This is a genomic window from Streptococcus mitis subsp. hohhotensis, assembly GCF_000722775.1.
Taxonomy (GTDB): Bacteria; Bacillota; Bacilli; order Lactobacillales; family Streptococcaceae; genus Streptococcus; species Streptococcus carlssonii.
In genome coordinates, this window is record NZ_JPFZ01000009.1 from 41,973 (window position 1) to 63,440 (window position 21,468).

General features: G+C 37.3%; 22 protein-coding genes, 2 tRNA genes and 4 pseudogenes. 14 read left to right on the top strand and 14 right to left on the bottom strand.

Annotation, left to right across the window (positions count from 1 at the left end):
* Positions 1-5 precede the first annotated feature (5 nt).
* On the top strand, positions 6-461 hold the full coding sequence (locus tag SK608_RS02890) for a GNAT family N-acetyltransferase (RefSeq protein WP_033676464.1): 456 nt from the start codon (positions 6-8) through the stop codon (positions 459-461).
* 15 nt (positions 462-476) lie between these two features.
* Positions 477-773: pseudogene (locus SK608_RS02895) on the top strand (transposase); the annotation flags it as partial.
* A gap of 109 nt (positions 774-882) precedes the next feature.
* Here the strand turns inward: SK608_RS02895 and SK608_RS02900 are convergent.
* From SK608_RS02900 to SK608_RS02920, 5 genes and pseudogenes are all read right to left on the bottom strand, one after another.
* Positions 883-1,086, bottom strand: a complete 204-nt coding sequence (locus SK608_RS02900; protein WP_033676468.1) for a CsbD family protein — start codon at positions 1,084-1,086, stop codon at positions 883-885.
* Between the two features lie 30 nt (positions 1,087-1,116).
* Positions 1,117-1,725 carry an Asp23/Gls24 family envelope stress response protein gene (locus SK608_RS02905; protein ID WP_033676470.1) on the bottom strand — a complete coding sequence of 203 codons (609 nt, stop codon included), beginning with the start codon at positions 1,723-1,725 and terminating at the stop codon, positions 1,117-1,119.
* A 30-nt stretch (positions 1,726-1,755) separates the two neighbouring features.
* Positions 1,756-1,926: a DUF2273 domain-containing protein gene (locus SK608_RS02910; protein ID WP_000455064.1), complete on the bottom strand. Its 171-nt coding sequence runs from the start codon at positions 1,924-1,926 to the stop codon at positions 1,756-1,758.
* 11 nt (positions 1,927-1,937) lie between these two features.
* Entirely contained in the window at positions 1,938-2,510 is a 573-nt protein-coding gene (amaP, locus tag SK608_RS02915; protein ID WP_033676473.1) for an alkaline shock response membrane anchor protein AmaP, read from the bottom strand.
* A gap of 83 nt (positions 2,511-2,593) precedes the next feature.
* A pseudogene (locus tag SK608_RS02920) lies at positions 2,594-2,829 on the bottom strand (GlsB/YeaQ/YmgE family stress response membrane protein).
* A 375-nt stretch (positions 2,830-3,204) separates the two neighbouring features.
* On the opposite strand from SK608_RS02920, the pseudogene mgaSpn reads away from it, so the two are divergent.
* Positions 3,205-4,683 (top strand): annotated as a pseudogene (gene mgaSpn, locus SK608_RS02925) (virulence factor transcriptional regulator MgaSpn).
* Positions 4,684-4,819: 136 nt separating this feature from the next.
* On the opposite strand, the gene SK608_RS02930 reads toward mgaSpn, so the two are convergent.
* From SK608_RS02930 to SK608_RS02950, 5 genes are all read right to left on the bottom strand, one after another.
* Entirely contained in the window at positions 4,820-5,695 is an 876-nt protein-coding gene (locus tag SK608_RS02930) for an SDR family NAD(P)-dependent oxidoreductase (protein ID WP_033676475.1), read from the bottom strand.
* A 1-nt stretch (position 5,696) separates the two neighbouring features.
* Positions 5,697-6,533, bottom strand: a complete 837-nt coding sequence (locus tag SK608_RS02935; RefSeq protein ID WP_033676476.1) for an alpha/beta fold hydrolase — start codon at positions 6,531-6,533, stop codon at positions 5,697-5,699.
* Positions 6,534-6,546: 13 nt separating this feature from the next.
* Positions 6,547-7,551, bottom strand: coding sequence for an NADP-dependent oxidoreductase (locus SK608_RS02940; protein WP_033676478.1), 1,005 nt, complete (start codon positions 7,549-7,551; stop codon positions 6,547-6,549).
* A 91-nt stretch (positions 7,552-7,642) separates the two neighbouring features.
* Positions 7,643-8,074, bottom strand: a complete 432-nt coding sequence (locus SK608_RS02945; RefSeq protein ID WP_033676481.1) for an Rrf2 family transcriptional regulator — start codon at positions 8,072-8,074, stop codon at positions 7,643-7,645.
* A 530-nt stretch (positions 8,075-8,604) separates the two neighbouring features.
* Positions 8,605-9,750 (bottom strand): low temperature requirement protein A, encoded by a 1,146-nt coding sequence (locus tag SK608_RS02950; protein WP_033676483.1) that lies wholly within the window; start codon positions 9,748-9,750, stop codon positions 8,605-8,607.
* Positions 9,751-10,552: 802 nt separating this feature from the next.
* On the opposite strand from SK608_RS02950, the pseudogene SK608_RS02960 reads away from it, so the two are divergent.
* Together SK608_RS02960 and SK608_RS02965 are read left to right on the top strand one after the other, a co-directional pair.
* Positions 10,553-11,841: pseudogene (locus tag SK608_RS02960) on the top strand (DUF308 domain-containing protein).
* Positions 11,842-11,850: 9 nt separating this feature from the next.
* Positions 11,851-12,939 carry an AI-2E family transporter gene (locus tag SK608_RS02965; RefSeq protein ID WP_033676486.1) on the top strand — a complete coding sequence of 363 codons (1,089 nt, stop codon included), beginning with the start codon at positions 11,851-11,853 and terminating at the stop codon, positions 12,937-12,939.
* Positions 12,940-13,079: 140 nt separating this feature from the next.
* Here SK608_RS02965 and SK608_RS02970 read toward each other — a convergent pair.
* The 4 genes from SK608_RS02970 to SK608_RS02985 form a co-directional block, all read right to left on the bottom strand.
* Positions 13,080-13,152, bottom strand: a tRNA-Lys gene (locus SK608_RS02970).
* A 62-nt stretch (positions 13,153-13,214) separates the two neighbouring features.
* Entirely contained in the window at positions 13,215-13,730 is a 516-nt protein-coding gene (locus tag SK608_RS02975) for a DUF308 domain-containing protein (RefSeq protein WP_000672738.1), read from the bottom strand.
* Positions 13,731-14,074: 344 nt separating this feature from the next.
* Positions 14,075-14,147: transfer RNA gene (locus SK608_RS02980), tRNA-Lys, on the bottom strand.
* A 263-nt stretch (positions 14,148-14,410) separates the two neighbouring features.
* Positions 14,411-15,682 (bottom strand): replication-associated recombination protein A, encoded by a 1,272-nt coding sequence (locus SK608_RS02985; protein ID WP_033676488.1) that lies wholly within the window; start codon positions 15,680-15,682, stop codon positions 14,411-14,413.
* A 327-nt stretch (positions 15,683-16,009) separates the two neighbouring features.
* On the opposite strand from SK608_RS02985, the gene SK608_RS02990 reads away from it, so the two are divergent.
* The 9 genes from SK608_RS02990 (at position 16,010) to SK608_RS03030 (ending at position 21,459) form a co-directional block, all read left to right on the top strand.
* The gene (locus SK608_RS02990; RefSeq protein WP_000578034.1) at positions 16,010-16,201 is read left to right on the top strand and encodes a hypothetical protein; all 192 of its coding nucleotides are present in this window, start codon (positions 16,010-16,012) and stop codon (positions 16,199-16,201) included.
* 175 nt (positions 16,202-16,376) lie between these two features.
* Complete coding sequence (locus SK608_RS02995; protein ID WP_033630633.1) at positions 16,377-16,559, top strand: hypothetical protein; 183 nt, start codon at positions 16,377-16,379, stop codon at positions 16,557-16,559.
* A gap of 120 nt (positions 16,560-16,679) precedes the next feature.
* On the top strand, positions 16,680-16,859 hold the full coding sequence (locus tag SK608_RS03000) for a type II toxin-antitoxin system HicA family toxin (protein WP_001132287.1): 180 nt from the start codon (positions 16,680-16,682) through the stop codon (positions 16,857-16,859).
* A gap of 36 nt (positions 16,860-16,895) precedes the next feature.
* The gene (locus SK608_RS03005; RefSeq protein ID WP_033676492.1) at positions 16,896-17,348 is read left to right on the top strand and encodes a type II toxin-antitoxin system HicB family antitoxin; all 453 of its coding nucleotides are present in this window, start codon (positions 16,896-16,898) and stop codon (positions 17,346-17,348) included.
* Between the two features lie 291 nt (positions 17,349-17,639).
* A complete protein-coding gene (locus tag SK608_RS03010; RefSeq protein ID WP_000257122.1) occupies positions 17,640-18,110 on the top strand; it encodes a DUF3013 family protein in 471 nt (156 codons plus the stop codon).
* 18 nt (positions 18,111-18,128) lie between these two features.
* On the top strand, positions 18,129-19,196 hold the full coding sequence (locus tag SK608_RS03015; protein WP_024057540.1) for a M50 family metallopeptidase: 1,068 nt from the start codon (positions 18,129-18,131) through the stop codon (positions 19,194-19,196).
* A gap of 1 nt (position 19,197) precedes the next feature.
* Positions 19,198-19,626 (top strand): NUDIX hydrolase, encoded by a 429-nt coding sequence (locus SK608_RS03020; protein WP_033676493.1) that lies wholly within the window; start codon positions 19,198-19,200, stop codon positions 19,624-19,626.
* 137 nt (positions 19,627-19,763) lie between these two features.
* On the top strand, positions 19,764-20,714 hold the full coding sequence (gene prmA / locus SK608_RS03025) for a 50S ribosomal protein L11 methyltransferase (protein WP_033677742.1): 951 nt from the start codon (positions 19,764-19,766) through the stop codon (positions 20,712-20,714).
* A gap of 1 nt (position 20,715) precedes the next feature.
* Positions 20,716-21,459: a 16S rRNA (uracil(1498)-N(3))-methyltransferase gene (locus tag SK608_RS03030; protein ID WP_033676494.1), complete on the top strand. Its 744-nt coding sequence runs from the start codon at positions 20,716-20,718 to the stop codon at positions 21,457-21,459.
* The last annotated feature ends 9 nt before the right edge of the window (positions 21,460-21,468 follow it).

The following is a 21,468-nucleotide window of genomic DNA, read 5'->3' on the forward strand; positions in this document are numbered from 1 at the left end:
AAAATATGACAATTCGTTTTGAAGAAAATGTGAGCACAGAAAACGCTCAGCTCGTATGCCAATGGTCCAACTCCCTTGGCAAATCCTTTCAAGAGCAATGGATGGGAACAATGATTCCTTTTCCCTTGACAATTCAAGTTTTGCAAGATTTGGAAGGAATCTTTTCAATCTTTGAAGGACAAGAGTTTGTGGGGCTTATCCAGAAAATCAGGCAAGAAGACAAGAATCTTCATATCGGGAGATTTTTTATCAATCCCCAGAAACAGGGGCAAGGATTTGGTAGCCGGGCTTTAAGGAAATTTGTTAGCTTGGCCTTTGAAAATGCAGATATAGATAGTATTTCTCTAAATGTCTACGAGGCAAATCAAAGAGCTCAGAATCTTTACCAAAAAGAAGGATTTGAAATCGTTCAAATGGTTGAAGAACCTGTACGGAAATATATTATGAAGAAGGGGAGATAAAAAGGAAAAAGCCTTGAAATCAATGTTGACTGCGATGATGAACCTGAATCAGCCCCTCAAAAGGGTCTGTATATGAATGAACGTTACCAGTGTTTAAAAACTAAAGAATATCAGGCACTTTTATCTTCCAAGGGTAGACAAATTTTCGCTAAACGTAAGATTGATATGAAATCTGTCTTTGGGCAGATAAAGGTTTGTTTGGGTTATAAGAGATGTTATCTGAGAGGTAAACGTAAAGTGAGAATTGACATGGGATTCGTACTCACGGTCAACAACCTGCTGAAATATAATAAGAGAAAGAGGCAAAATTAAAAAGCTAGAGTTCCGCAATTGGAAATCTCTAGCTTTTTGTTTTCTGAGAATCATCTTGACTCAGACTCTTTTGACTAATGTTACTAAAAAGATAAAGTAACTTTTAGCCTTATTTATTGTCGCCACTCAATATGTTTTTAACACCATTGATAGCGCCTTCTACAGCGTCTTTGGCATCTTCAGCAACTTCTTTTACTTTAGAAACAACTTTTTCAGCTGTTCCTTCTTTTTCCATTTTTTCATCACCGATGGCTTTCCCAACACCTTCTTTAATAGAACCTTTAGCTTGATTTAATTTTTCTTCTACTGACATGATAATTTCTCCTGTTATATTTATTTTATATTAGTTTACACGAGTTTTTTCGTGAGATACTACACCAGTTGCTGCACCTTTAACAGCTTCTACACCTTCGCTAACTTTTTCTTGAACAGTTGAGAAACCAGATCCAAGACCAGATTTAGCTTTTTCGAATTGTTCTGAAGCGAATTCTCCTGTTGATTCAGCAACGTCAGATACGCGATCTTGAAGGCTTACTGAGTCTGCTTCATGTTGTTCTTTAGTTTTGATGTCGACAACGTTTACGTTGATTTCAACAACTTCCAAGTCAGTCATTTTAGCAACTTCTGAAGATACGATTTCTCTGATTTCTGAATATAAAGCTGGAACATTTTTTTGGTACTCAACAATAACGTTTAAGTCAACTGCAACTTGTGTTTTACCAACTTCTACGTTAACACCACTTGTTACGTCATCGCTGTTAATGATTTTTTCTTTAAGATTTGAGAAGAAACCACCGTCGATTCCCAAAAGACCTGAAACGTTTTCTAGTGACAGACCAATGATTTTTTGGATAACTTTATCTTCGTAAGTAAGTTCCCCTTTGATTTCGTGAGCTACAGCAGTAGCATCTTTCTTTTCTACGTTAGTGTTAATGTTTTTTTCGTTTGACATATGAAACTCCTTTAATTAAATTAGTAATTTTTATTTATCTATATAGTTTTTTTCGATATATAATCCAGCTGCAACTCCCAGTGCTCCTAAAATCAATACAAATATTGTTTTGAAGAAGCCAAAGGAGATAATCAAACAAGCGAGAAATACGCCTATGAGACCTGCGATTATTGGATATCGATATTGTTTAAGCCATTCCATTTTTTACTTCCTTACTTCACACGACTAACAGTCTTTTTGTTTTGAGGTTTTGGTTTAGGCTGGTAGTCTTTTACTAGAACTTCTAGTTTAACCTGACGCTCAATACCAAAAAACTGCTTCAATCCATTAGTTATTTCATTTTGAATTAGTTGGCATCTGTCAGCGATGTTGTCCGAAGGAAGAATTTTACCTTCTACATGAACGAAACATTTATTTTTTCGTAAATTTACATGAACAGTTGGGTTCTTGATCAATCCATGATCACTTACCAAACTTCTAACAAAACCTTCGATTGCAGAATTCTTTAATTTTAATGTATCGTTTTTAGTTTCAAGTTGAATTTCCAAATAACGTTTAGGATAAAACAACACAACTAACATCGATAACAAAACTAAAGTTGATAGAGCCACTATCCCCCAGAATATATATCTAGCAAGATAGAATTCAACGAAATGATTCTGTCTCCAGCTAAATAGCTGAATGCCTAGATCACTAACTTGATGATAATCTATCAAAACAGGAAGGAAAATTGTCAAGATTAAAATACAGAAAATAATGAAACATATTTTCTTTGCTTTTGACATATACAATCCTTTCGATTTAACATTTAAACTATTTTTCTCGTCATTGATTTAAAAATAGTTTGCTAACTTTACTGGCGAAAAGTTTACTTTCTACCTGTAAAGAATGATACTACAGTAACAACAATTGCTGCTCCTGCAATAGATGGGATCAAAGCCATTCCAGCGATGGATGGGCCCCAACTACCTAAAAGGGATTGTCCTACAGATGACCCGACTAAACCAGCGAATACATTTGCGACGATTCCCATAGGACTACTTTTTTAGTGATTCTACCTGCTACAAGTCCAATAAGACCTCCAGCAATGATTGACCACAATATTGCTTACCCTCCTTTTTTATTTTAATATCAAAAAATAAATCAATTCCTTTGATTATTGCTATTATATAATTTTGATATAAAATAATCAATTATTTTGATTATTATGTAATTTTAATATAAAAAAATCAAATTCTTTGATTGTTGCTATTATATAATTTTTAAAATTAAAAATATAATCTTTCGACTTGAATTTGATTCTGTATTCACGCCCTCAATAGACGGTAAAATAAGAAAATTGTTTATATATTGTTTCTGTAGTGTTATTATACGAAATAAAAGATTTTAGGAAAAGTCGTTATAGCATGCTATACCTATTCATTGTGGTATAATTGCAAGAGGTTTAATCCGATAATTTATAAAGATAGAAAGACATTCATGAGAGATTTATTATCTAAAAAAAGTCATAGGCAATTAGAATTATTAGAATTATTATTTGAACATAAACGATGGTTTCATCGTTCTGAACTAGCAGAGTTACTAAATTGTACAGAACGTGCAGTCAAAGATGATCTATCCCATGTTAGATCTGCTTTTCCTGACTTGATTTTTCATTCTTCTACTAATGGTATACGCATTATTAATACCGATGATAGTGATATTGAAATGGTTTACCATAATTTCTTTAAGCATTCAACTCATTTTTCGATTTTAGAATTTATCTTTTTTAATGAAGGCTGTCAAGCTGAGAGTATTTGTAAAGAATTTTATATCAGTTCATCTTCGCTCTATCGTATTATTAGCCAAATCAATAAAGTGATTAAAAAGCAATTTCAATTTGAAATTAGTCTGACCCCTGTTCAAATCATTGGAAATGAGAGAGACATTCGTTACTTTTTTGCACAATATTTTTCAGAAAAATATTATTTCCTAGAATGGCCATTTGAAAATTTTTCATCAGAGCCCCTATCTCAATTGTTAGAATTGGTTTATAAGGAAACAAGCTTTCCAATGAATTTGTCAACGCATAGAATGCTAAAGCTGCTCCTGGTTATTAATTTATATCGAATAAAGTTTGGTCATTTTATGGAAATAGAGAAAGATTCTTTTAACGACCAAAGTTTGGATTTTTTAATGCAGGCAGAAGGAATAGAGGGTGCTGCTCAGAGTTTTGAATCAGAATACAATATCTCTTTAGATGAGGAAGTTGTTTGCCAATTATTTGTGTCTTACTTTCAAAAAATGTTTTTCATAGATGAAAGTTTCTTTATGAAATGCGTAAAAAAGGATAGTTATGTTGAAAAATCTTACCATCTATTGAGTGATTTTATTGATCAGATTTCAGTCAAGTATCAGATTGAGACTGAGAATAAGGATAATCTGATTTGGCATCTGCATAATACCACACATCTGTATCGTCAAGAGTTGTCTACTGAGTTTATTTTATTTGATCAAAAAGGGAATACAATCAGGAATTTTCAAAATATTTTTCCTAAATTTGTTTCAGATGTAAAAAAAGAGCTTTCTCATTATTTAGAGACTCTTGAGGTTTGTTCTAGTTCAATGATGGTTAATCATCTATCTTATACCTTCATCACTCATACTAAACATTTGGTGCTTAATCTACTACAAAATCAGCCAAAGCTGAAGGTTCTGGTTATGAGTAATTTTGATCAGTATCATGCAAAATCTGTTGCAGAGACACTTTCTTATTATTGCAGCAACAATTTTGAACTTGAAGTTTGGACTGAATTAGAATTATAAAAGGAATCTTTAGAAGAATCGCCTTATGATATCATCATTTCTAATTTTATTATTCCTCCGATTGAAAATAAGAGACTCATCTATTCAAATAATATAAACACGGTCTCACTCATATCTTTGTTAAATGCCATGATGTTTATTCGATTAGATTAGTGAGTGAAAGAAGATTCCATCCATCTCTAGGGTAGATTTCCTATAGATAGGTGGAGTCTTTTTGAATATTAAAAAAGCTTCATATGATTTATCATGAGAATTGAAAAATACTCATTATAGTCGAGTCATAATAAAGTTAAGATATTGTGGACTTATTTTGAAACAACTCAATTTTATCATTGCAGTAAGTGATTAAATCTTGAGCTTTTTCAAGTGTATAGCCTTTTTCAGATACAGATTTTACTTTCTTCTCATCAAAGTAGTAGCCAGTCAAACCAGTGATTTCTTCTGATAATGTAAGATAGTAGCCTGTTTCAATCCCCTCATCTAGATTTTTTGAAAATGACTTCATCAAACGTCCGAAGAGAGACTTTTTCGTCTTTTCATCACTGGAATCATTCCCTAAGTTTGTTGAAATCAAGCCTGGATGGTAGGCATTGATGGTGATGCTTGAACCTTTTAGCAAGAATTCTCTGGCTAGATAACGTGTCATCCAAATGGTGTAAAGTTTGGAATTATTGTAGGCCAATCCGGGATTGTAGTTGTTCTCAAATCCAAAGTCTAAATCCTTGACCTTGGCAAAATGATGCATATAGGAAGAAGTATTAATGATACGGCCGTCAGCCGTTTTTTCTAACAAGGGACTTAGCTCAGTTGTTAAAATATAGGGAACCAGAACAGATAACATAAAGGTCAACTCGACATTTTCAGCACTCGCTTTTCGTTCTTTTCCAGCATAAAGGCCTGCATTGTTAAACAAGACATCAATACTTTTAAAGTCTTTCTTGATTTCCTCTACAAATCGATAAACGTCGTCTAATTTTGAAAAATCTGAAAGGTAGTTAGAAACTCTGCCTCTCAAGGAAACTGTCCGAACCTCTTGAAGCGCCAGCTCAAGTTTTTGAGGATTTCGACCATGGAGGATGACATGATGCCCTTCACTGGCCAATTTCTTTGCCAGATGTTTACCGATACCGTCAGTAGCACCTGTAATCAGAATCGTTTTGACCATATTAGTCCTCCAAGAAAGCTATTAGTTCTGTTGAAAATTCGTCTGCATATTGGAAAATCGAACCGTGGCCAGCATTTGGATAGATAATCAGCTTACTATTTTCGATTTTTGCATGCATATCGTAAGAATTTTCCGTTGGAACCTGCATATCCTTGCCCCCGTTGACGATTAAGGTTGCTTGGGTGATAAATGTTAGGTCGTCCTGAGAATCTTTCCCCCAACGTTTAATAGCTTTGAGTTGAGTTAGGAATCCTGATAGGTTCATGTCTTTATCCGCAAATTCCTTTGTTCTCATCCCCATTCGTCCTAGGACTTTCAAAGCTTCAATTTTCCCTTGTTCATCATGATTATAGAAGATATAGCGTTTAGGATCGATGCGCTCGAGTCCCGCTTTAAACATATAGTTAAAGGTTTTCCCTGTGACCTTATCGACCTCTTTTCCACCTCGAGGTCCTGTTCCAGCCAAGATTAAACGATTGACTAGAGGAGGATTGATTCGGATGATTTCTTGGGCAATCATTCCTCCCATAGAAAGGCCAAGAAGATTGATTTTATCGTAACCAAGCGCTTTTACAAAGTCAATTGTCTGCTTAGCCATTCCAGGAATCGTCGAAGCAACTTTGCCCTGACTAGCTCCGACTCCAGGAAGATCGACTACAATGACATGGTGTTTTTCAGCAATAAGGTCTAAGAGTTTAGGATCCCAGTTGTCGAGGGTTGCTGCCAAATGGACCAGCATCAGAAGAGGTAGTTTTGATTTGCCTTTACTGAGTTCGCGATAAGCGATTTTGTTCCCGTCGACTGTAATGTATTGATTTTTTGTAGTAATATATGACATTGTGTTTTCCTTTTTATTTCTTAAAGCTGAGGACTGTTTTTCCACGTGAGCGACCATTAGCGACTTTGTCTAATGCGCTATTTACCTCTTCAAATGGGTAAACTGTATCGATAGAGGGTTTGATTTCTAATTTACTAAAGAGGTCAGCTACCTCTTGTAATTGAGCACCATTGCTTTCTACAAAGATAAAATGGTAGTGGATGCCATATTTTTCCGCCATTTTATCAAATTTGCGACCTGCTAAGCCAAGAATAATCTGTTTCCATTTTGGTAGATTCATGTGTTTGGCAAAGGCACCGTTTGGCATGGCACGAAGTGAAACAAGATGACCACCTTTTTTCATGATAGACATTTGTTTTTCAGTCTCAGCGCCCCCAAGAGTATCGAGAACATAATCAACCTGGCTAACAGTTTTTGTATAATCCTCTGTTTTGTAATCGATAAAGCGGTCTGCTCCTAGCTTCAATACACGCTCAGCACTATCTCCAGCCCCATTGGTGATGACTTTCAAACCTTTGGCCTTGGCAATCGGAATGGCCATGCCACCGACACCTCCAGTACCACCAGAAATAAAGATCGTTTTTCCAGCTTGAGCGCCCATGAGGTCAAGAGCCTGCATGATAGTCAAGGCAGTAAGAGGAACAGCAGCAGCTTCCTCGTTTGATAGATAGTCTGGAACCTTGGCTAAGGCTTGGGTATCGACAGCTACGTATTCTGCAAAGGCACCGATATGATCAAGTGGCAGACGGCCAAAGACACGATCTCCTACCTGAAAGTTGTTAACTTTCTTGCCAATGCTTTCAACGATTCCAACGACCTCATTACCTGCAGTTTGAGGAAGTTTGTAAGGAACAATCATCTTAACCTCACCACGAGAGATCATGTTATCGAGAGGATTAACTCCAGCTGCGGATACTTTAACCAAGACTTGTTTGTCTGTGATACTTGGTTTAGCGATTTCTGTGATGCTCAGTGTGATATTCTTTTTGTTATAAGTAGTATGTTGTGCGGCTTTCATTGTCTTCTCTTTTCTTTTTTAATACGACAACATATACTTGTATCTAATACAAGTATATGTTATTTCCAGTAAAAACTGACTTGTTATCAAATCAGTTTCGGACTTGTTTGGCTTGTTTATATAGATTGTCAATGACATCTTCTAAAGTTTGATTTGCTAATTCCTTCTCTAATTGAGATTCGGCACTAGCGAAAAGCGGTGAAACTGCTCCTTGAATATGTTTTCCAACGGGACAATCGGGATTACTATTTTGATGAACAGGGAATAAACTAATGTGATTGATTTCTTGAGTAGCATAGTAGATCTCTAGTAAAGTCATTTTCTTTGGAGACTTATTGAGTTGATAGCCTGTTTTTCCTTGCTGGGAATGAATCAAATCTGCATTTTTCAATAAGGCAATCACCTTTCGAATGTAACTAGCGTTAGTCCCAACACTAATAGCTAGTGCTTGAGAACTTAAGGTTTCCTTGCTTTCACTAATCATGGTTAAGATATGCAAAGCAACTGAGAATTTTGTATCCATCTAAACTCCTCTTTTTACAAACTTGTATTAGATACAAGAACAAGTATAGCATAAATTAAAAGAAAAGCAAGACTTTTGTTTTAAATTTAAAAAAATTTTTTGAAGAGTGTTTTAAGATTAAAGATGTCTGGAAAGGAAGTTGATAAACAAATGTGGGACAAATCTGACTTAGACAAGCAAAAAAACCTTGTAAATCAAGGCTTTTCCTGTTGTATTTAGATGCCCCCTACATGGATTTGTAAGAACTTTTCATATTGAAAATAAACAAAAATGTTGAAATATAGCTGATTTTAGGGAAATACTTTTAGGTGTTTTCAATGTCAGGATTTAAAAATGGGGCAAAAGTGGGGCAAAAACGAATGACTCGTATTTGGTTTGAAAACCTATAATACCTAATGATTATGCTATTCTAGATATATAGTGTTGTTATAAATAAATGTCAGTGCGAGTTCAAATCGGAGGATAAAATGGAAAAACAAATTAATGAAAAAAAGCCTTGGTTTCCAAAGCTTTTTAATCTTATAAACTCATTAAAACAACTCCCAGTAAGGTGTGGAATGTTTTTTAGTCTGTGTCATATAAAAATAAATAGAATGAATAGCTATAGCTAGAGCTAAAATGGTTGTAATACTTACTACTATTATAGGATTAGAAGCAAAGATTAAAGAGAGAATCAAGGCAGCCAGATAGAGTGTCGCTTGGACACAGTAGTAACTTTTCGAATAGCGAAGATAGTGTTTGTTATAGGGCCCATTTGCTAGGACAGCAGCTTGGAAGAGGCCAATTCCGATATAAAAGAAGCTGGTTGCAAAGAGAAGATTAGTTTCAGGATTCAGAAGAAAACTCATCGAAACGGTCATCATAAGAAGTCCAATGAAAATAGGATAGTGACTGTAAATTAGAAATAGTCCCTTTTGATTAGATTTTTCATCAATAGCATGGTCGAATTGACCAAAATAAAACAAGAACAGAGAAAGCATAATAATGAAATAAAGAACCGAATAAATCGAGAAATTCTCGATTGTAAAGAAGTTAGCTAGCTCCATAATCATCTCTCCAAACGTAATAATGACAAGAAGGGAGATGCGCTCGATTAAATGGGGGAGATTTACCTGGTAATGATCATCTTTACTAATCGAGGTAATTGGCGTAATAAATGTTAGCAGAATACTAGCATAAAGGATATAGACTCCAATGTAAATAGGAAGAAGAGCTGCTAGATAGATTTCTAAACTTCGTAGACCTGTTATCCATAGAAAACCTTTGATACTTTCCCGATTAACATCATCGGTTGATTTTCTAAAAAATTCAACCAAATATTGAAAAAATAAGGTAAGGGTTAATGTACCAATAGCCAAACAGACATAATGAAAATATTGTTGCCAATCAGGTCCAATCATATTGGCTATAAAGAGTAAAATTCCCATTTTGATAAACATGATTACTATGTTAAATAAAGAGTTCTTTCCATAGCGATTGGTATAATCGGTTTGAATCATCCAGGAATCGATGAGAAGCAAGACAGACATGAAAAAATCAAGCAAAGAATTCCAAGTCAAAATACCGTTATGAAGATGGTGAATTAAAGCAGTTACTTTTGAAATCGCAAAAACAAAAACTAGATCATAAAATAGTTCTGAAAATTCTACACGTTTATGCTTAATAAGAGTTGTCATCTTAATACCTTTCTATTTTAGAAGTACAATTTATTATAACAGAAAATGGTAATAAAAAAAAGGAGATGCTTAAATAACTTCATGTGACGCGAATGAACTGCGCCACAAAAGTTAGGTTTTTTCTGTCTAACTTTTGGGGTGCAGTTCAGAAGGGGTGTTTTTTCTATCGTTTTTTAGTGCTAAGACTACACAAAAAAGCCTTGATTCCAAGGCTTTTTCCTGTTGATTTAGATGCCCCCTACAGGGATTTGGAAAGGACTTTCATATTGAGAGCAATTAAAAATATTGAAATATAAGTGATTTTAGGTATTTTCAATGTCATGATTTAAAAATGGGACAAAAGTGGGGCAAAAACCATACAGATTCTAAACTGTATGGTTCTTTTTTTATCTAACCAAGAAAGGTTAAAACTTATTAAAACAAATGCAATCAACTGTTGAAAACTTTTTAGTCCGTGTAATATAAAAACAAGTAAAAAGTTGAACTATAGGGAATATTGTGTCATAATAGGTAATAGATGAATAATTAATAGATTGGAAATAATGCTTTCTTACCTTAACAAGTTGAATTGGTTATACATTTTTTCGTCGCAATTGTGTCTATCTCTCGAGTTTAGCTAGTTTTTATAAGCTCTGGTTTCTAATCAATATAACAAATTTTAGAAGTGCATAAGACAAGATGGTGACATTACTACAGTCATTTCTAGTCACCATATGTTGCTGGCACAGGCTGTTTGTAGTGTTGGCTATTTACTAGTCAGTTTAATCGGAGTGTTTAATTTTTATTGTTGAAAGGTTTTTATATGGCGAAAATTCTATCTTTAGGTCTGACAGGTAAGAAATTACTTGCTCAGGGGTTCTTGTTTGTTCTGCTAGGTCTCATCTTGATGGTCACGGGGACTTGGTTGCCAGTAAAGGTTATTCGACTGGTTCTGTTTTTAGCTTGGATAGCAACGGTCTTAGATTTAGTATTACGTATTTTCAAAAAAAGTCAGTCAACGGACACCTTGGGAGTTGCACTGGTTAAATTGTTAGTGCTGGGATATTTGCTTGGCTCCAATCTTGCGACGGATGTGCCGATTTATATTTTGGCTCTTGTGATTGGAGTTTATCAGATTTTTCATGCTAGTATTAACCTTGTCACCTATGTTCTCTACCGCAAAAACAAAATTCGACCTCGTTTTCGTCTCTTACTAGATGGACTCGTACTAGTTTTTCTTGGTGGGACTAGTCTTTTGTCCTCTACAGGAAATTCTGTCTTTCAACTCTTTGTATTAGGGGCTTATTTTTCCTTTATGGTGTGTCCAATATCCGTGACGGTTTCTTATTTGAAGGGGAAATTGGGAAAAACCATCTCAAACGTCGCATTAGAATTAGCTTACCTATTGTCCTAGCCGCTCTCATCCCTGCAAGAACTTTAGCAAAAATTAACAAATTTATGCTGGAAAATGCTGATGAGGAAGAAGATATCCATCTTGGAATGGTGAAGTCTGGTAAGACAGCGGAGCTTGAAATTTTTGTTCATACAGCTGAGACCTCTCTGTTTTCGGCAATTGGTCATGTGGATATCTGCTATCAAGGCCGTGTTATTTCTTATGGCAACTATGATCCGTCTTCTGAGACCTTATTTGGCATGGTAGGAGATGGTGTCTTATATTTCTGTGATCGTGACAAGTACATTGACCTATGTAAACGTGAGAGTCAAAAAACGCTTTTTGGTTATGGGATAGATTTGACGCCTGAAATGGAAAAAGCAGTTCAGAAAAAGTTGGCTGAATTGAAACAACTGACGATTCCATGGGAGCCAAGTGCAGATAAAATCATGACAGGTGATGGTAAGGAAGACTACACCTACGCTTATAAAATCAGACATGAGACAGATGGGGAACTTTATAAATTTATCAAATCTAAGTTTAAATCCTACTTTGTCTTATCTACAAACTGTGTGCTCTTGGCTGATACCATAGTCGGTCAGGCTGGCACCGATATCCTCTCACCCAAAGGATTTATCGCTCCAGGAACTTACCAAGCCTACCTTAATCGAGAGTTTGAAAAACCAAATAGTATAGTCGTATCTAAACATGTTTATTAAGGAGAATTTATGAACTTAGTAAAAAAATACACCCCGTTAATACTTTTTATAGGGCTGGTTGCTCTTGTAATTCTGAATGCATCGAGCTTTATATCAGGAGCAATCTCTCTCTTTGATGTAATATCAACCTTGATTTATGGTGCTGTTATTGCTTTTGTGCTTAATGTTCCTATGAAAAAAATTGAACAGTACTTAGTTAAATTGAAGGTAAAGGCAGAGTTGCGTCGTCCGATTGCCATGGTACTTGTTTTCCTAGCTCTTATCTTAATCGTGATTGCTCTTTTGGTTTTGGTGCTGCCAACCCTAGCCCAGACTATTAGTCAGCTGGGAACAGTCCTTTCAACAGTCCTGACTCAACTTGGGAAATTGCTAGGCAGCTCGGAATTTGTAACCAAAGACATGTTGTCAACTATCGTATCAGGCATACAGGGACAATCTAGTTCTATTAGCCAAGCTTTGATAGGTTTTTTATCAGGTCTGACTAGTAATATCGGCAATATTTTTTCAAGTTTGATGAATGCCTTTTTGATTATAGTCTTCACCTTTTCATTTTTATCCAGTAAGGAACATTTGGCAGCGATGACGAGTCGACTTCTAAAAGTTTTTCTTCCAGAGAAGGTGGTGATAAAGTTGACTTACATTGGACAAGTAGCACTAGAGACTTATGACCAATTTTTGATGAGTCAGCTGATTGAAGCAGTTATCATAGGAGTTATGATAGCGGTTGGTTACAGCGTGTTTGGGATACCCTATGGAGTAATGACAGGTATCTTTGCAGGAGTGCTATCGTTCATTCCTTATGTAGGGCCTATGATTGCTTGTGTTGTGGGAGCGATTTTTATCTTCACAGTGAGTCCTACTCAAGCCTTACTTTCTCTTCTTCTATATCAAGTTATACAGCTGATTGAAGGAAACCTTATTTATCCTAGAGTTATAGGTCAGTCTATTGGTTTGCCAGCTATTTTCACGCTTGCGGCTGCTAGTATTGGAGGCAATCTCTTTGGCTTACTTGGGATGATATTCTTTACACCGATATTTGCTGTTATCTATCGATTGGTTAAGGAATTTGTCGTTGCAAAGGAAAATCAGCTAGATTAAGAAAAACTAAATTTAATAAGATATACTGAGAAGAGAGTGAGAGATTCTCTTCTCTTTTATTTTTAAATACTTTTCTACAAAAAGCTATTAGACGTTAAAAAAAGCCTTGGTTTCAAGGCTTATTTCTGTTGATTTAGATGTGCCCCCTGCAGGGCTCGAACCTGCGCCCCATAGATTAAGAGTCTACTGCTCTACCAACTGAGCTAAGGAGGCAACAGAAAAAGCTGAGAATGTAACTTCCCAGCTATTTTAATATGCCCAAAATGGCAACTAGATTATTTACGAAAGGCCTCAATAATGTAGGTGAAGCCAGTAACTAAAAATGAAAAGGCAATGACATAAACGACAAAGACACCTGTAGCCACTGGATTGAACAGAATCACTAGACCTAGTAAAAATACAAGCAAGGCTACCCACATGATATGGTTGCCAATAATAGGGAAAATCAATCCCAGACGATTGCCTTTAAAGAAAACTATAATGGCTTCTACAATTAACCAAATTCCTAAAATAGTTGGAATGACGACCGGCAGGGTCACAAAGCCATAAGCAACGAGGTAAAGAGCTAAGAGAAGACTAACAAACCCTTGGAAAAGATAAACAGGTGAGCGAAGCTCTTTTGGTGCAGAGAAATAGCCTAAAAGAGCTGCTATAGAAGAAACCAGTAAATCAAATGCAATCCACCAGCTGTAAGCAACAAGATTAGCTACTGGGTGTGTAAATAGGAAAAGTCCTAAAAGGACAAAAACAACTCCTGCAAGGAATAGCAGTAAACGATTAGAAAATTTCATTTCAATACCCCCTATATAGTATAGTCTGATAATAAAACTATTATACTTATTTTTATAGAAAATGTCAATAAAATAAATAAACAATTTGGAAGTTTCAGTCTGATTCATGAAAAGAAAATCAGTTTTTATCATTTTGAAAATAAAAAGAGAAGATAAAATTTGTCTTCTCTACATGAAAATATTGTATGGCATCAAAGCAAAAGTAACTGGCTTTACACTATTTGTAAAGATGTAATTTGATTCAAAAAGAAAAGATAGATTTAAAAGTGGGGCAAATGATGGAGTAAATCAGTTATAGACAAGCAAAAAAGCCTTGAAATCAAGGCTTTTCCTGTTGATTTAGATGCCCCCTACAGGGATCGAACCTGTGACCCACGGATTAAGAGTCCGCTGCTCTGCCAGCTGAGCTAAGGAGGCAAAGAAAAAAGCTGTATTGGTGCCGAAACTTCACGGTTTGTATTGAACCCGCGCAATTAAGCAGGTGGGCAACTCGCTCTAACTGAAGCTGTTTCCGTGTGAGACGGCCTACATGCTGTTAGAAGACTTTTGTTTCCCTAATAATACAAAAAATAGTCGGTCAACACTTAAGTGTGAAGTCGTACACCACAGCGTTTCTATGTTTATATAATACCACTTTTTCAAAAAAATCAAGAGGAAAGTGCAATTTTTTGAAAAGGATTTCAGATTTTTCGCAAACGGTCGATAGCTTCCTTTCTTTGAGCCAAAGCCCGTTCATATTTACCAGTATCTTCTGCTTGGAAATAGTGATGATTACGAATTTTTTCTGGTAGATAGTCTTGCTTGACCCAATTTCCAGGATAGTTGTGTGGATAGAGATAGTCTTGGGCATTCCCCAGTTCCTTGCTTCCACTGTAGTGCCCATCACGCAGGTGTCGCGGAATAGGCAAGTGCCCTGATGTTTTGAGGTCGGCAAGAGCCTTATTCATAGCTACATAGGCTGAGTTGGATTTTGGAGAAAGGGCCAAATCAATGACGACATTGGCAATGAGAATGCGGGCTTCTGGGAACCCAATCTTTTGGGCAGCATCCAGAGCAGTCACGGTGTGAATCTGAGCTTCAGGATTGGCTAAGCCGATATCTTCATAGGCGATAACAGTCAAGCGACGAGCGAGACTTGGCAAATCACCAGCCTCAATCAAGCGGGCAGCATAGTGAAGACTGGCATCAACATCTGAGCCACGGATAGACTTTTGCAGGGCTGAGAGAACATCATAGTGGCCATCCCCATCCTTATCCATAGTGATGTAACTCCGCTGCAGGCTATTTTCCATGATGTTTAGAGTGATATGGCGGATGCCCTCGTCATTCTCAGGGGTAGAAAGAACAGCCAAGTCTAGTGAGTTGAAGGCAGAGCGAAGGTCTCCGTTTGTAGAGGTAGCAATGAAATCCAGCGCATCCTCATCTAGTTCTACTGGAAAATCAAAACCACGCTCAGGGTTACTTAGAGCTATCTGCAGGGCCTCTTTGACGTCTTGGTTAGACAGAGGTTCCAACTCAAAAATTTGCACCCGGCTACGAATGGCTGGCGTAACAGAGAAGAAAGGATTTTCAGTTGTAGCCCCAATCATGATGACCAGTCCACTTTCCAAGAGAGGCAAGAGGAAGTCTTGCTTGGTTTTATCTAGTCTATGAATCTCGTCTAGTAATAGGACGAGACCACCAGAGAATTTAGCCTCTTCCGCAATTTCTTGCAATCGCTTTTTACTATCAACTGTCGCATTGAAAGTTCGAAAGGCATACTTGGTCGTCCCTGCGATGGCAGAGGCAATACTGGTTTTGCCGATTCCAGGAGGTCCGTAGAGAATCATGGAGGACAGACGATTGGCTTCCACCATGCGGCGGATGATTTTTCCTTGTCCGACCAGATGTTCCTGACCGATGACCTGGTCGATGGTTTTAGGGCGCATGCGAAGCGCGAGATTGTCTGGCATAGCAGTCCTTTCTAACGTGGATTTTAGTTTCATATTTTTTGAGTAGAATGACTCATCTAATATATCTTACTATGTCCATTCTAGCCTATTAGTTGTGATATTTCAATGGTTTTGTAATATTCAGGGTGTGAGATAGAATCTTTTTGACTATTTAATTGGATGAGGAGAGGTATCAGCATTCCCTTAAAGCTCAAAATGTGATAGTTGAGTCTAAAGAAGTGTAATTACTGATTTGAGAAATAACATTGCTAAATGTTATTGCATGAACTATAATGAAAAGAGAGGTAATAAGTAGTGGAAATAATGGAATTACCAAGTTAGGAAGTTTTGATTTTTACAAAACAAATTCGTCATTGGATTCTTAGTGATCAAGTTATTTCAGGAAAAAGAAAATTTTTCTTCCGGGAAGATACTCCAAAAGAGATTTTAGATTTGTACGAAAACATTAAATCTAAACTTGATTTTGCTTACCAAGAAGTTCATTCTAATAATTATGAATTGGAAAAATATGAAAAATAGAATAATTGGTGTTTTTAAAGTAGTAAGTCGTCTTCTTGTAATATAGTGGAATGAAATAGAAACCGAACAAATCAAGTAGGGAATTCAAACCAATTTCTAACAATGTTTTAGAAACCTTGGCGTACTATTCCAAATTCAATAAACTACAACTGTTAAAAATCCTGATTTCGAAGACTTGAGAGTTAATCAATTTGTAAAAATTGGAGATAAAAAGTATAGAGTACGCAGTGTTCCTATGATTCATTCAACTCCGCCTCAGTCTGTCTTAAATCGAGATACTTTTACAATTGACTATACAAATGATGAATGGATCGAGAAAGAAGCAGTATTTACCACTCAAAAAAATAGACATGAATAAATTGGCTACCCTTAGAACCACATCTAGGAGCTTTTTGGTATGAGAGAATAATAAGTATCATCCTCCTTTACAATACGTGTAGCACGTGTTATAATGGTGTTGTCAGGAGGTAAAAGCGCTATGCCTATGACACAAAAAGAGATGGTTAAACTCCTTACGGCTCATGGTTGGATAAAGACTAGAGGCGGTAAAGGCTCCCATATTAAAATGGAGAAGCAAGGGGAAAGACCTATCACAATCCCTCATGGTGAGCTGAATAAGTACACTGAAAGAGGGATAAGAAAGCAAGCTGGGTTGTAAAATTCAGCCCCTGCTTTTTGATATGGAGGTAGTGAAATGTTAGTGACATATCCAGCTTTATTTTATTATGATGATACAGATGGGGTAAAAGCGACTTATTTTGTTCATTTCCCGGATTTTGAATACTCAGCTACACAAGGAGAGGGGATTTCTGAGGCTTTGGCTATGGGTTCGGAGTGGTTAGGGATAACTGTCGCAGATTTGATAGAGAGTGATGGAGATTTGCCCCAGCCATCAGATATCAATAGCTTGTCTTTAATTGATAATGATCCTTTTAAAGATGATGAAGATTTCGTGTCAACCTATGACCTTGATAAATCTTTTATTTCTATGGTATCTGTTGATGTATCAGAGTACTTAGGAAGTCAGGAACCAATTAAAAAGACCTTGACCATACCAAGATGGGCAGATAAGTTGGGACGAGAAATGGGACTTAACTTTTCTCAGACTTTGACAGACGCTATTGCAGATAAGAAAATACAAGCATAAGATTAAGTGTGACATCGTGGGAATGGCCAATAAAAAAGCACATCTAATTGTGCTGGTTACTTGTCTATTGATTTTATAGATTTCTTAGCCCTTTCGAGGGCTTTTTGTGTTGAGTTTTTGGAAAAAATAAAGAAATCAGACTGTTAAGAAAATCACTAATACCAAGGGTTTAAATGAGGTAATATGGTATAATTAGGACATAAAATAATTTTGTGGTAAGATGGTAGTATCTATTTTAGCATATTTCCGAGCAATCGGGGCGATTAAAGAGTCGCATAGAAAGAGGACAAAATGGCAACATACGGATTTTTAGATGTTTTAGAGGAAGAGTTGGAGAAGAATTTTCCCTTTGACTTTGAGATTAGTTGGGACAAGCGTAACCACGCGGTTGAAGTGAGTTTTCTATTGGAAGCGCAAAACGCTGCAGGTGTGGAGATGGTAGATGAAGACGGAGAGGTTTCGTCAGATGACATTCTCTTTGAGGAAGCAGTGCTTTTTTACAATCCTGCCAAATCAACAGTCAATGAGGAAGACTATTTGACGGTTATTCCTTACCTACCTAAAAAAGGTTTTTCTCGTGAATTTTTAGCTTATTTTGCTCTATTCCTTAAAGACACTGCCGAGGTTGGACTAGATGCCCTCATGGACTTTTTGGAAGACCCAGAAGCAGAAGAATTCGTCATGGAATGGAACCAAGAAGTCTTTGAAGAAGGAAAAGTTGGCTTGGAAGAGGGAGAATTTTATCCTTATCCGAGATATTAGGAGTTGGTTGGAGATTTTATGAAGAAAATTGGGATTTATTTGGTTTATGTGCTAGCTGTTGTCTTTATTATGCTAGCTTTTGCTTGTGGAACCATCGCATTTGCAGAGTTGGGCTATTCTGCATTATTAGTTTTTAGTTTTGGTTATGCTTTTGCTTTTCTAAGCATGTATGTAATCTTGATTCTTCATGAGCTTGGTCATGCATTTTGTGGTTATCTGACAGGCTATCGTCTGGTGGCTTTTGGGTTAGGACATTTTATTTTGACCAAAAAGTTAGGCAGGTTTCATCTTAGTAGAACAGCCATTCTGAAAAATGTTGGTGCTCAATACATTGGTTTAAAAGAGGATGAAAGTGATCAAAGAATCATCCTGATGCTTTCAGGAGGCTTGATGGTTCATCTCAGCTTGATATTATTGGCGATAGTGTTTGGATTTTTGACAAGAAGCTGGTATTTTGCAGGGACTTGGATTTTTCTTAATTTGTCTTTCTTCCTAAATAACATTTTGCCAGTCGGCATCACCGATGGAGCAAAAATTTGGGAATTGCTACAACACCCTGAAAATACGAAATACGCCTACCTGATGTTGAGGCATTCTGCCCAGACCTTGCTAGCTCCTCAAGAATATGATTTAAAAGACTTTATCATGCCTGTTGATGAGGAGGTGAGAGGGAGTTTTGCAGAAAGTGTTCAGACTCTTCAGGGGTTGGTATTCATATTGGATGATAATATAGAACTTGCAAAGCAACAGTTTCAGTCTGTGTTAGATAAAACAGACAATCCAATGTCTAAAACTAGTTCTCAATTATACCTTCTTCAAGTTGCTCTGATGGAAGGAGATAATAAGAAGGCGGAAGAATATGCAAGTATTCGAGGAGTCAAATCCTTTTTATCTCTAAAAACAGCAGATATGCAGGTCATTCAAGCTTGGTATCAATTTAAGGTAAAGAAAGATGTAGTTCAAACTCACAAGGCTATGAAGATTGCTAGACAGAAAATGAATAGCAGTCGGATGTTACGGGATGAGAAAAGCTATTATCAAAACTGGTTAGCTGAGCTGGAAAAGGAATTAACCGAAGGAGTCTAATATGGAAATAGAGATTTCTGATTTCACAGGCTGTAAGATTGCTTTGTTTTGTGGGGATAGGCTCCTGACCATCTTACGCGATGATAAGGCAAGCATTCCCTGGCCCAATATGTGGGAACTTCCAGGCGGTGGACGTGAAGGTGATGAAAGTCCTTTTGAGTGCGTGGCGCGTGAAGTTTATGAAGAACTGGGAATTTATCTGACTGAGGATTGTCTGCTTTGGAGTAAGGTTTATCCAAGTATGCTTTTTGCGGATAAACAATCTGTATTTCTAGTCGGTCAGTTGACACAGGCTCAGTTTGACAGTATCGTATTTGGAGATGAAGGACAGGGCTATCAGCTGATGAATGTTGAGGAATTTCTTAGTTCCAGTCAAGTTGTCCCTCAGTTGCAGGATAGATTAAAAGATTATTTAAAAGTAAGTGATTAGAAAGGATGGTTCAGTTACATTTCTAAACTGAACTCGCCCTAAACACTGTGCCAAAAAGATAAACTTCTCTTAGACACAAGCGTCTTCAGAGAATTTCCTATTTTGGTCTTATGTTTTACGGGCTTGGTGTCTTAAATATGGAAACATGGCAAGAGTTAAAAGTTACAGTTAAGCGTGAGGGAGAGGAATTGGTTTCTAATCTCTTGATTGAGCTGGGAGCGCAAGGTGTTGCGATTGAAGATAGCATGGACTATGTGGGGAATGTGGATCGCTTTGGCGAAATTTTCCCAGAGGTCGAGCAACAGGAAGAAATTGTAGTGACGGCCTACTACCCTGATACGGTTGATGTAGTAACGGTTGAGGCAGACTTGCAGGCCCGTCTCGCGGAACTAACTGATTTTATGGATTTGGGAGAGGTAAAAATGGGGACGACTGCCTTGGCTGAAGAAGACTGGGCAGACAACTGGAAGAAATATTATGAACCAGCTCGTATTACTCATGATTTGACCATCGTTCCCTCTTGGACAGACTATGAGGCGACTGCTGGAGAAAAGATTATCAAGCTAGATCCTGGTATGGCCTTTGGAACAGGAACCCACCCAACTACCAAGATGAGCCTTTTTGCCTTGGAACAGGTTCTTCGTGGTGGGGAAACGGTGCTAGATGTGGGGACTGGATCAGGCGTTCTCTCCATTGCTAGCTCGCTGCTTGGTGCCAAGGAAATCTTTGCCTACGACCTGGATGATGTAGCAGTTCGTGTTGCTCAGGAAAATATTGAGCTAAACCCTGGTATGGAAAACATCCATGTAGCAGCAGGAGATTTGCTTAAGGGAGTTGAGATTGAGGCAGATGTGATTGTAGCTAATATCTTGGCGGATATCCTCATTCATCTGACAGACGATGCCTATCGTTTGGTTAAGGACGAAGGCTACCTGATCATGAGTGGGATTATCAAGGACAAGTGGGACATGGTGCGCGAGTCGGCTGAGTCAGCTGGATTTTTCCTTGAAACCCACATGGTTCAAGGGGAATGGAATGCCTGTGTCTTTAAGAAAACCAAGGATATTTCAGGTGTGATTGGAGGCTAGCATGCAACAGTATTTTGTCAAAGGCAGTGCTGTCTCTCCTGTCACCATCGAGGACAAGGAAACCAGCAAGCATATGTTTCAGGTTATGCGCTTGAAAGAAGATGATGAGGTTACTTTGGTCTTTGATGATGGAATTAAGCGCTTGGCGCGTGTGCTGGATGTGGAAGCCCGTCAGTTTGAGTTAATCCAAGAATTGGCTGACAATGTGGAACTGCCAGTCCAAGTGACCATTGCATCCGGCTTTCCCAAGGGGGACAAGCTGGAGTTTATCACTCAAAAAGTAACCGAACTGGGTGCCAGCCAAATCTGGGCCTTCCCTGCCGATTGGTCCGTTGCCAAATGGGATGGCAAGAAATTGGGTAAAAAGGTTGAAAAACTAGAAAAAATTGCTCTCGGAGCGGCAGAACAAAGTAAGCGTAATGTTGTTCCAAGTATCCAGCTTTTTGAAAGGAAAGCAGACTTTCTAGCCCAACTTGACCAGTTTGACCGCGTCGTAGTGGCTTATGAAGAGTCGGCCAAAGAAGGAGAAAGCGCTGCGCTTTTACAAGCAGTTACTGGACTCGAGAAAGGAGACAAATTGCTCTTTATCTTTGGTCCAGAAGGTGGCTTGTCACCTGCAGAAATTGAGAGTTTTGAAGCTAAGGGAGCAGTCTTGGCAGGTCTTGGTCCTCGTATTTTGAGAGCAGAAACAGCACCACTTTACGCTTTATCAGCCCTTAGTGTTTTATTAGAATTAGAGAAATAAGAGGAAGAA

What these genes read in the sequence shown, in the direction of transcription:
- amaP (WP_033676473.1), bottom strand. Translation starts at nt 2,510, where the DNA reads ATGTCAAAAGCAAAGAAAATATGTTTCATTATTTTCTGTATTTTAATC.
- SK608_RS03005 (WP_033676492.1), top strand. Translation starts at nt 16,896, where the DNA reads ATGTTAGTGACATATCCAGCTTTATTTTATTATGATGATACAGATGGG.
- SK608_RS02905 (WP_033676470.1), bottom strand. Translation starts at nt 1,725, where the DNA reads ATGTCAAACGAAAAAAACATTAACACTAACGTAGAAAAGAAAGATGCT.
- SK608_RS02945 (WP_033676481.1), bottom strand. Translation starts at nt 8,074, where the DNA reads ATGGATACAAAATTCTCAGTTGCTTTGCATATCTTAACCATGATTAGT.
- SK608_RS02890 (WP_033676464.1), top strand. Translation starts at nt 6, where the DNA reads ATGACAATTCGTTTTGAAGAAAATGTGAGCACAGAAAACGCTCAGCTC.
- SK608_RS02935 (WP_033676476.1), bottom strand. Translation starts at nt 6,533, where the DNA reads ATGTCATATATTACTACAAAAAATCAATACATTACAGTCGACGGGAAC.
- SK608_RS02965 (WP_033676486.1), top strand. Translation starts at nt 11,851, where the DNA reads ATGAACTTAGTAAAAAAATACACCCCGTTAATACTTTTTATAGGGCTG.
- SK608_RS02900 (WP_033676468.1), bottom strand. Translation starts at nt 1,086, where the DNA reads ATGTCAGTAGAAGAAAAATTAAATCAAGCTAAAGGTTCTATTAAAGAA.
- SK608_RS03000 (WP_001132287.1), top strand. Translation starts at nt 16,680, where the DNA reads ATGCCTATGACACAAAAAGAGATGGTTAAACTCCTTACGGCTCATGGT.
- SK608_RS02940 (WP_033676478.1), bottom strand. Translation starts at nt 7,551, where the DNA reads ATGAAAGCCGCACAACATACTACTTATAACAAAAAGAATATCACACTG.
- SK608_RS02930 (WP_033676475.1), bottom strand. Translation starts at nt 5,695, where the DNA reads ATGGTCAAAACGATTCTGATTACAGGTGCTACTGACGGTATCGGTAAA.
- SK608_RS03015 (WP_024057540.1), top strand. Translation starts at nt 18,129, where the DNA reads ATGAAGAAAATTGGGATTTATTTGGTTTATGTGCTAGCTGTTGTCTTT.
- prmA (WP_033677742.1), top strand. Translation starts at nt 19,764, where the DNA reads ATGGAAACATGGCAAGAGTTAAAAGTTACAGTTAAGCGTGAGGGAGAG.
- SK608_RS03010 (WP_000257122.1), top strand. Translation starts at nt 17,640, where the DNA reads ATGGCAACATACGGATTTTTAGATGTTTTAGAGGAAGAGTTGGAGAAG.
- SK608_RS03030 (WP_033676494.1), top strand. Translation starts at nt 20,716, where the DNA reads ATGCAACAGTATTTTGTCAAAGGCAGTGCTGTCTCTCCTGTCACCATC.
- SK608_RS02985 (WP_033676488.1), bottom strand. Translation starts at nt 15,682, where the DNA reads ATGCCAGACAATCTCGCGCTTCGCATGCGCCCTAAAACCATCGACCAG.
- SK608_RS02975 (WP_000672738.1), bottom strand. Translation starts at nt 13,730, where the DNA reads ATGAAATTTTCTAATCGTTTACTGCTATTCCTTGCAGGAGTTGTTTTT.
- SK608_RS02910 (WP_000455064.1), bottom strand. Translation starts at nt 1,926, where the DNA reads ATGGAATGGCTTAAACAATATCGATATCCAATAATCGCAGGTCTCATA.
- SK608_RS03020 (WP_033676493.1), top strand. Translation starts at nt 19,198, where the DNA reads ATGGAAATAGAGATTTCTGATTTCACAGGCTGTAAGATTGCTTTGTTT.
- SK608_RS02950 (WP_033676483.1), bottom strand. Translation starts at nt 9,750, where the DNA reads ATGACAACTCTTATTAAGCATAAACGTGTAGAATTTTCAGAACTATTT.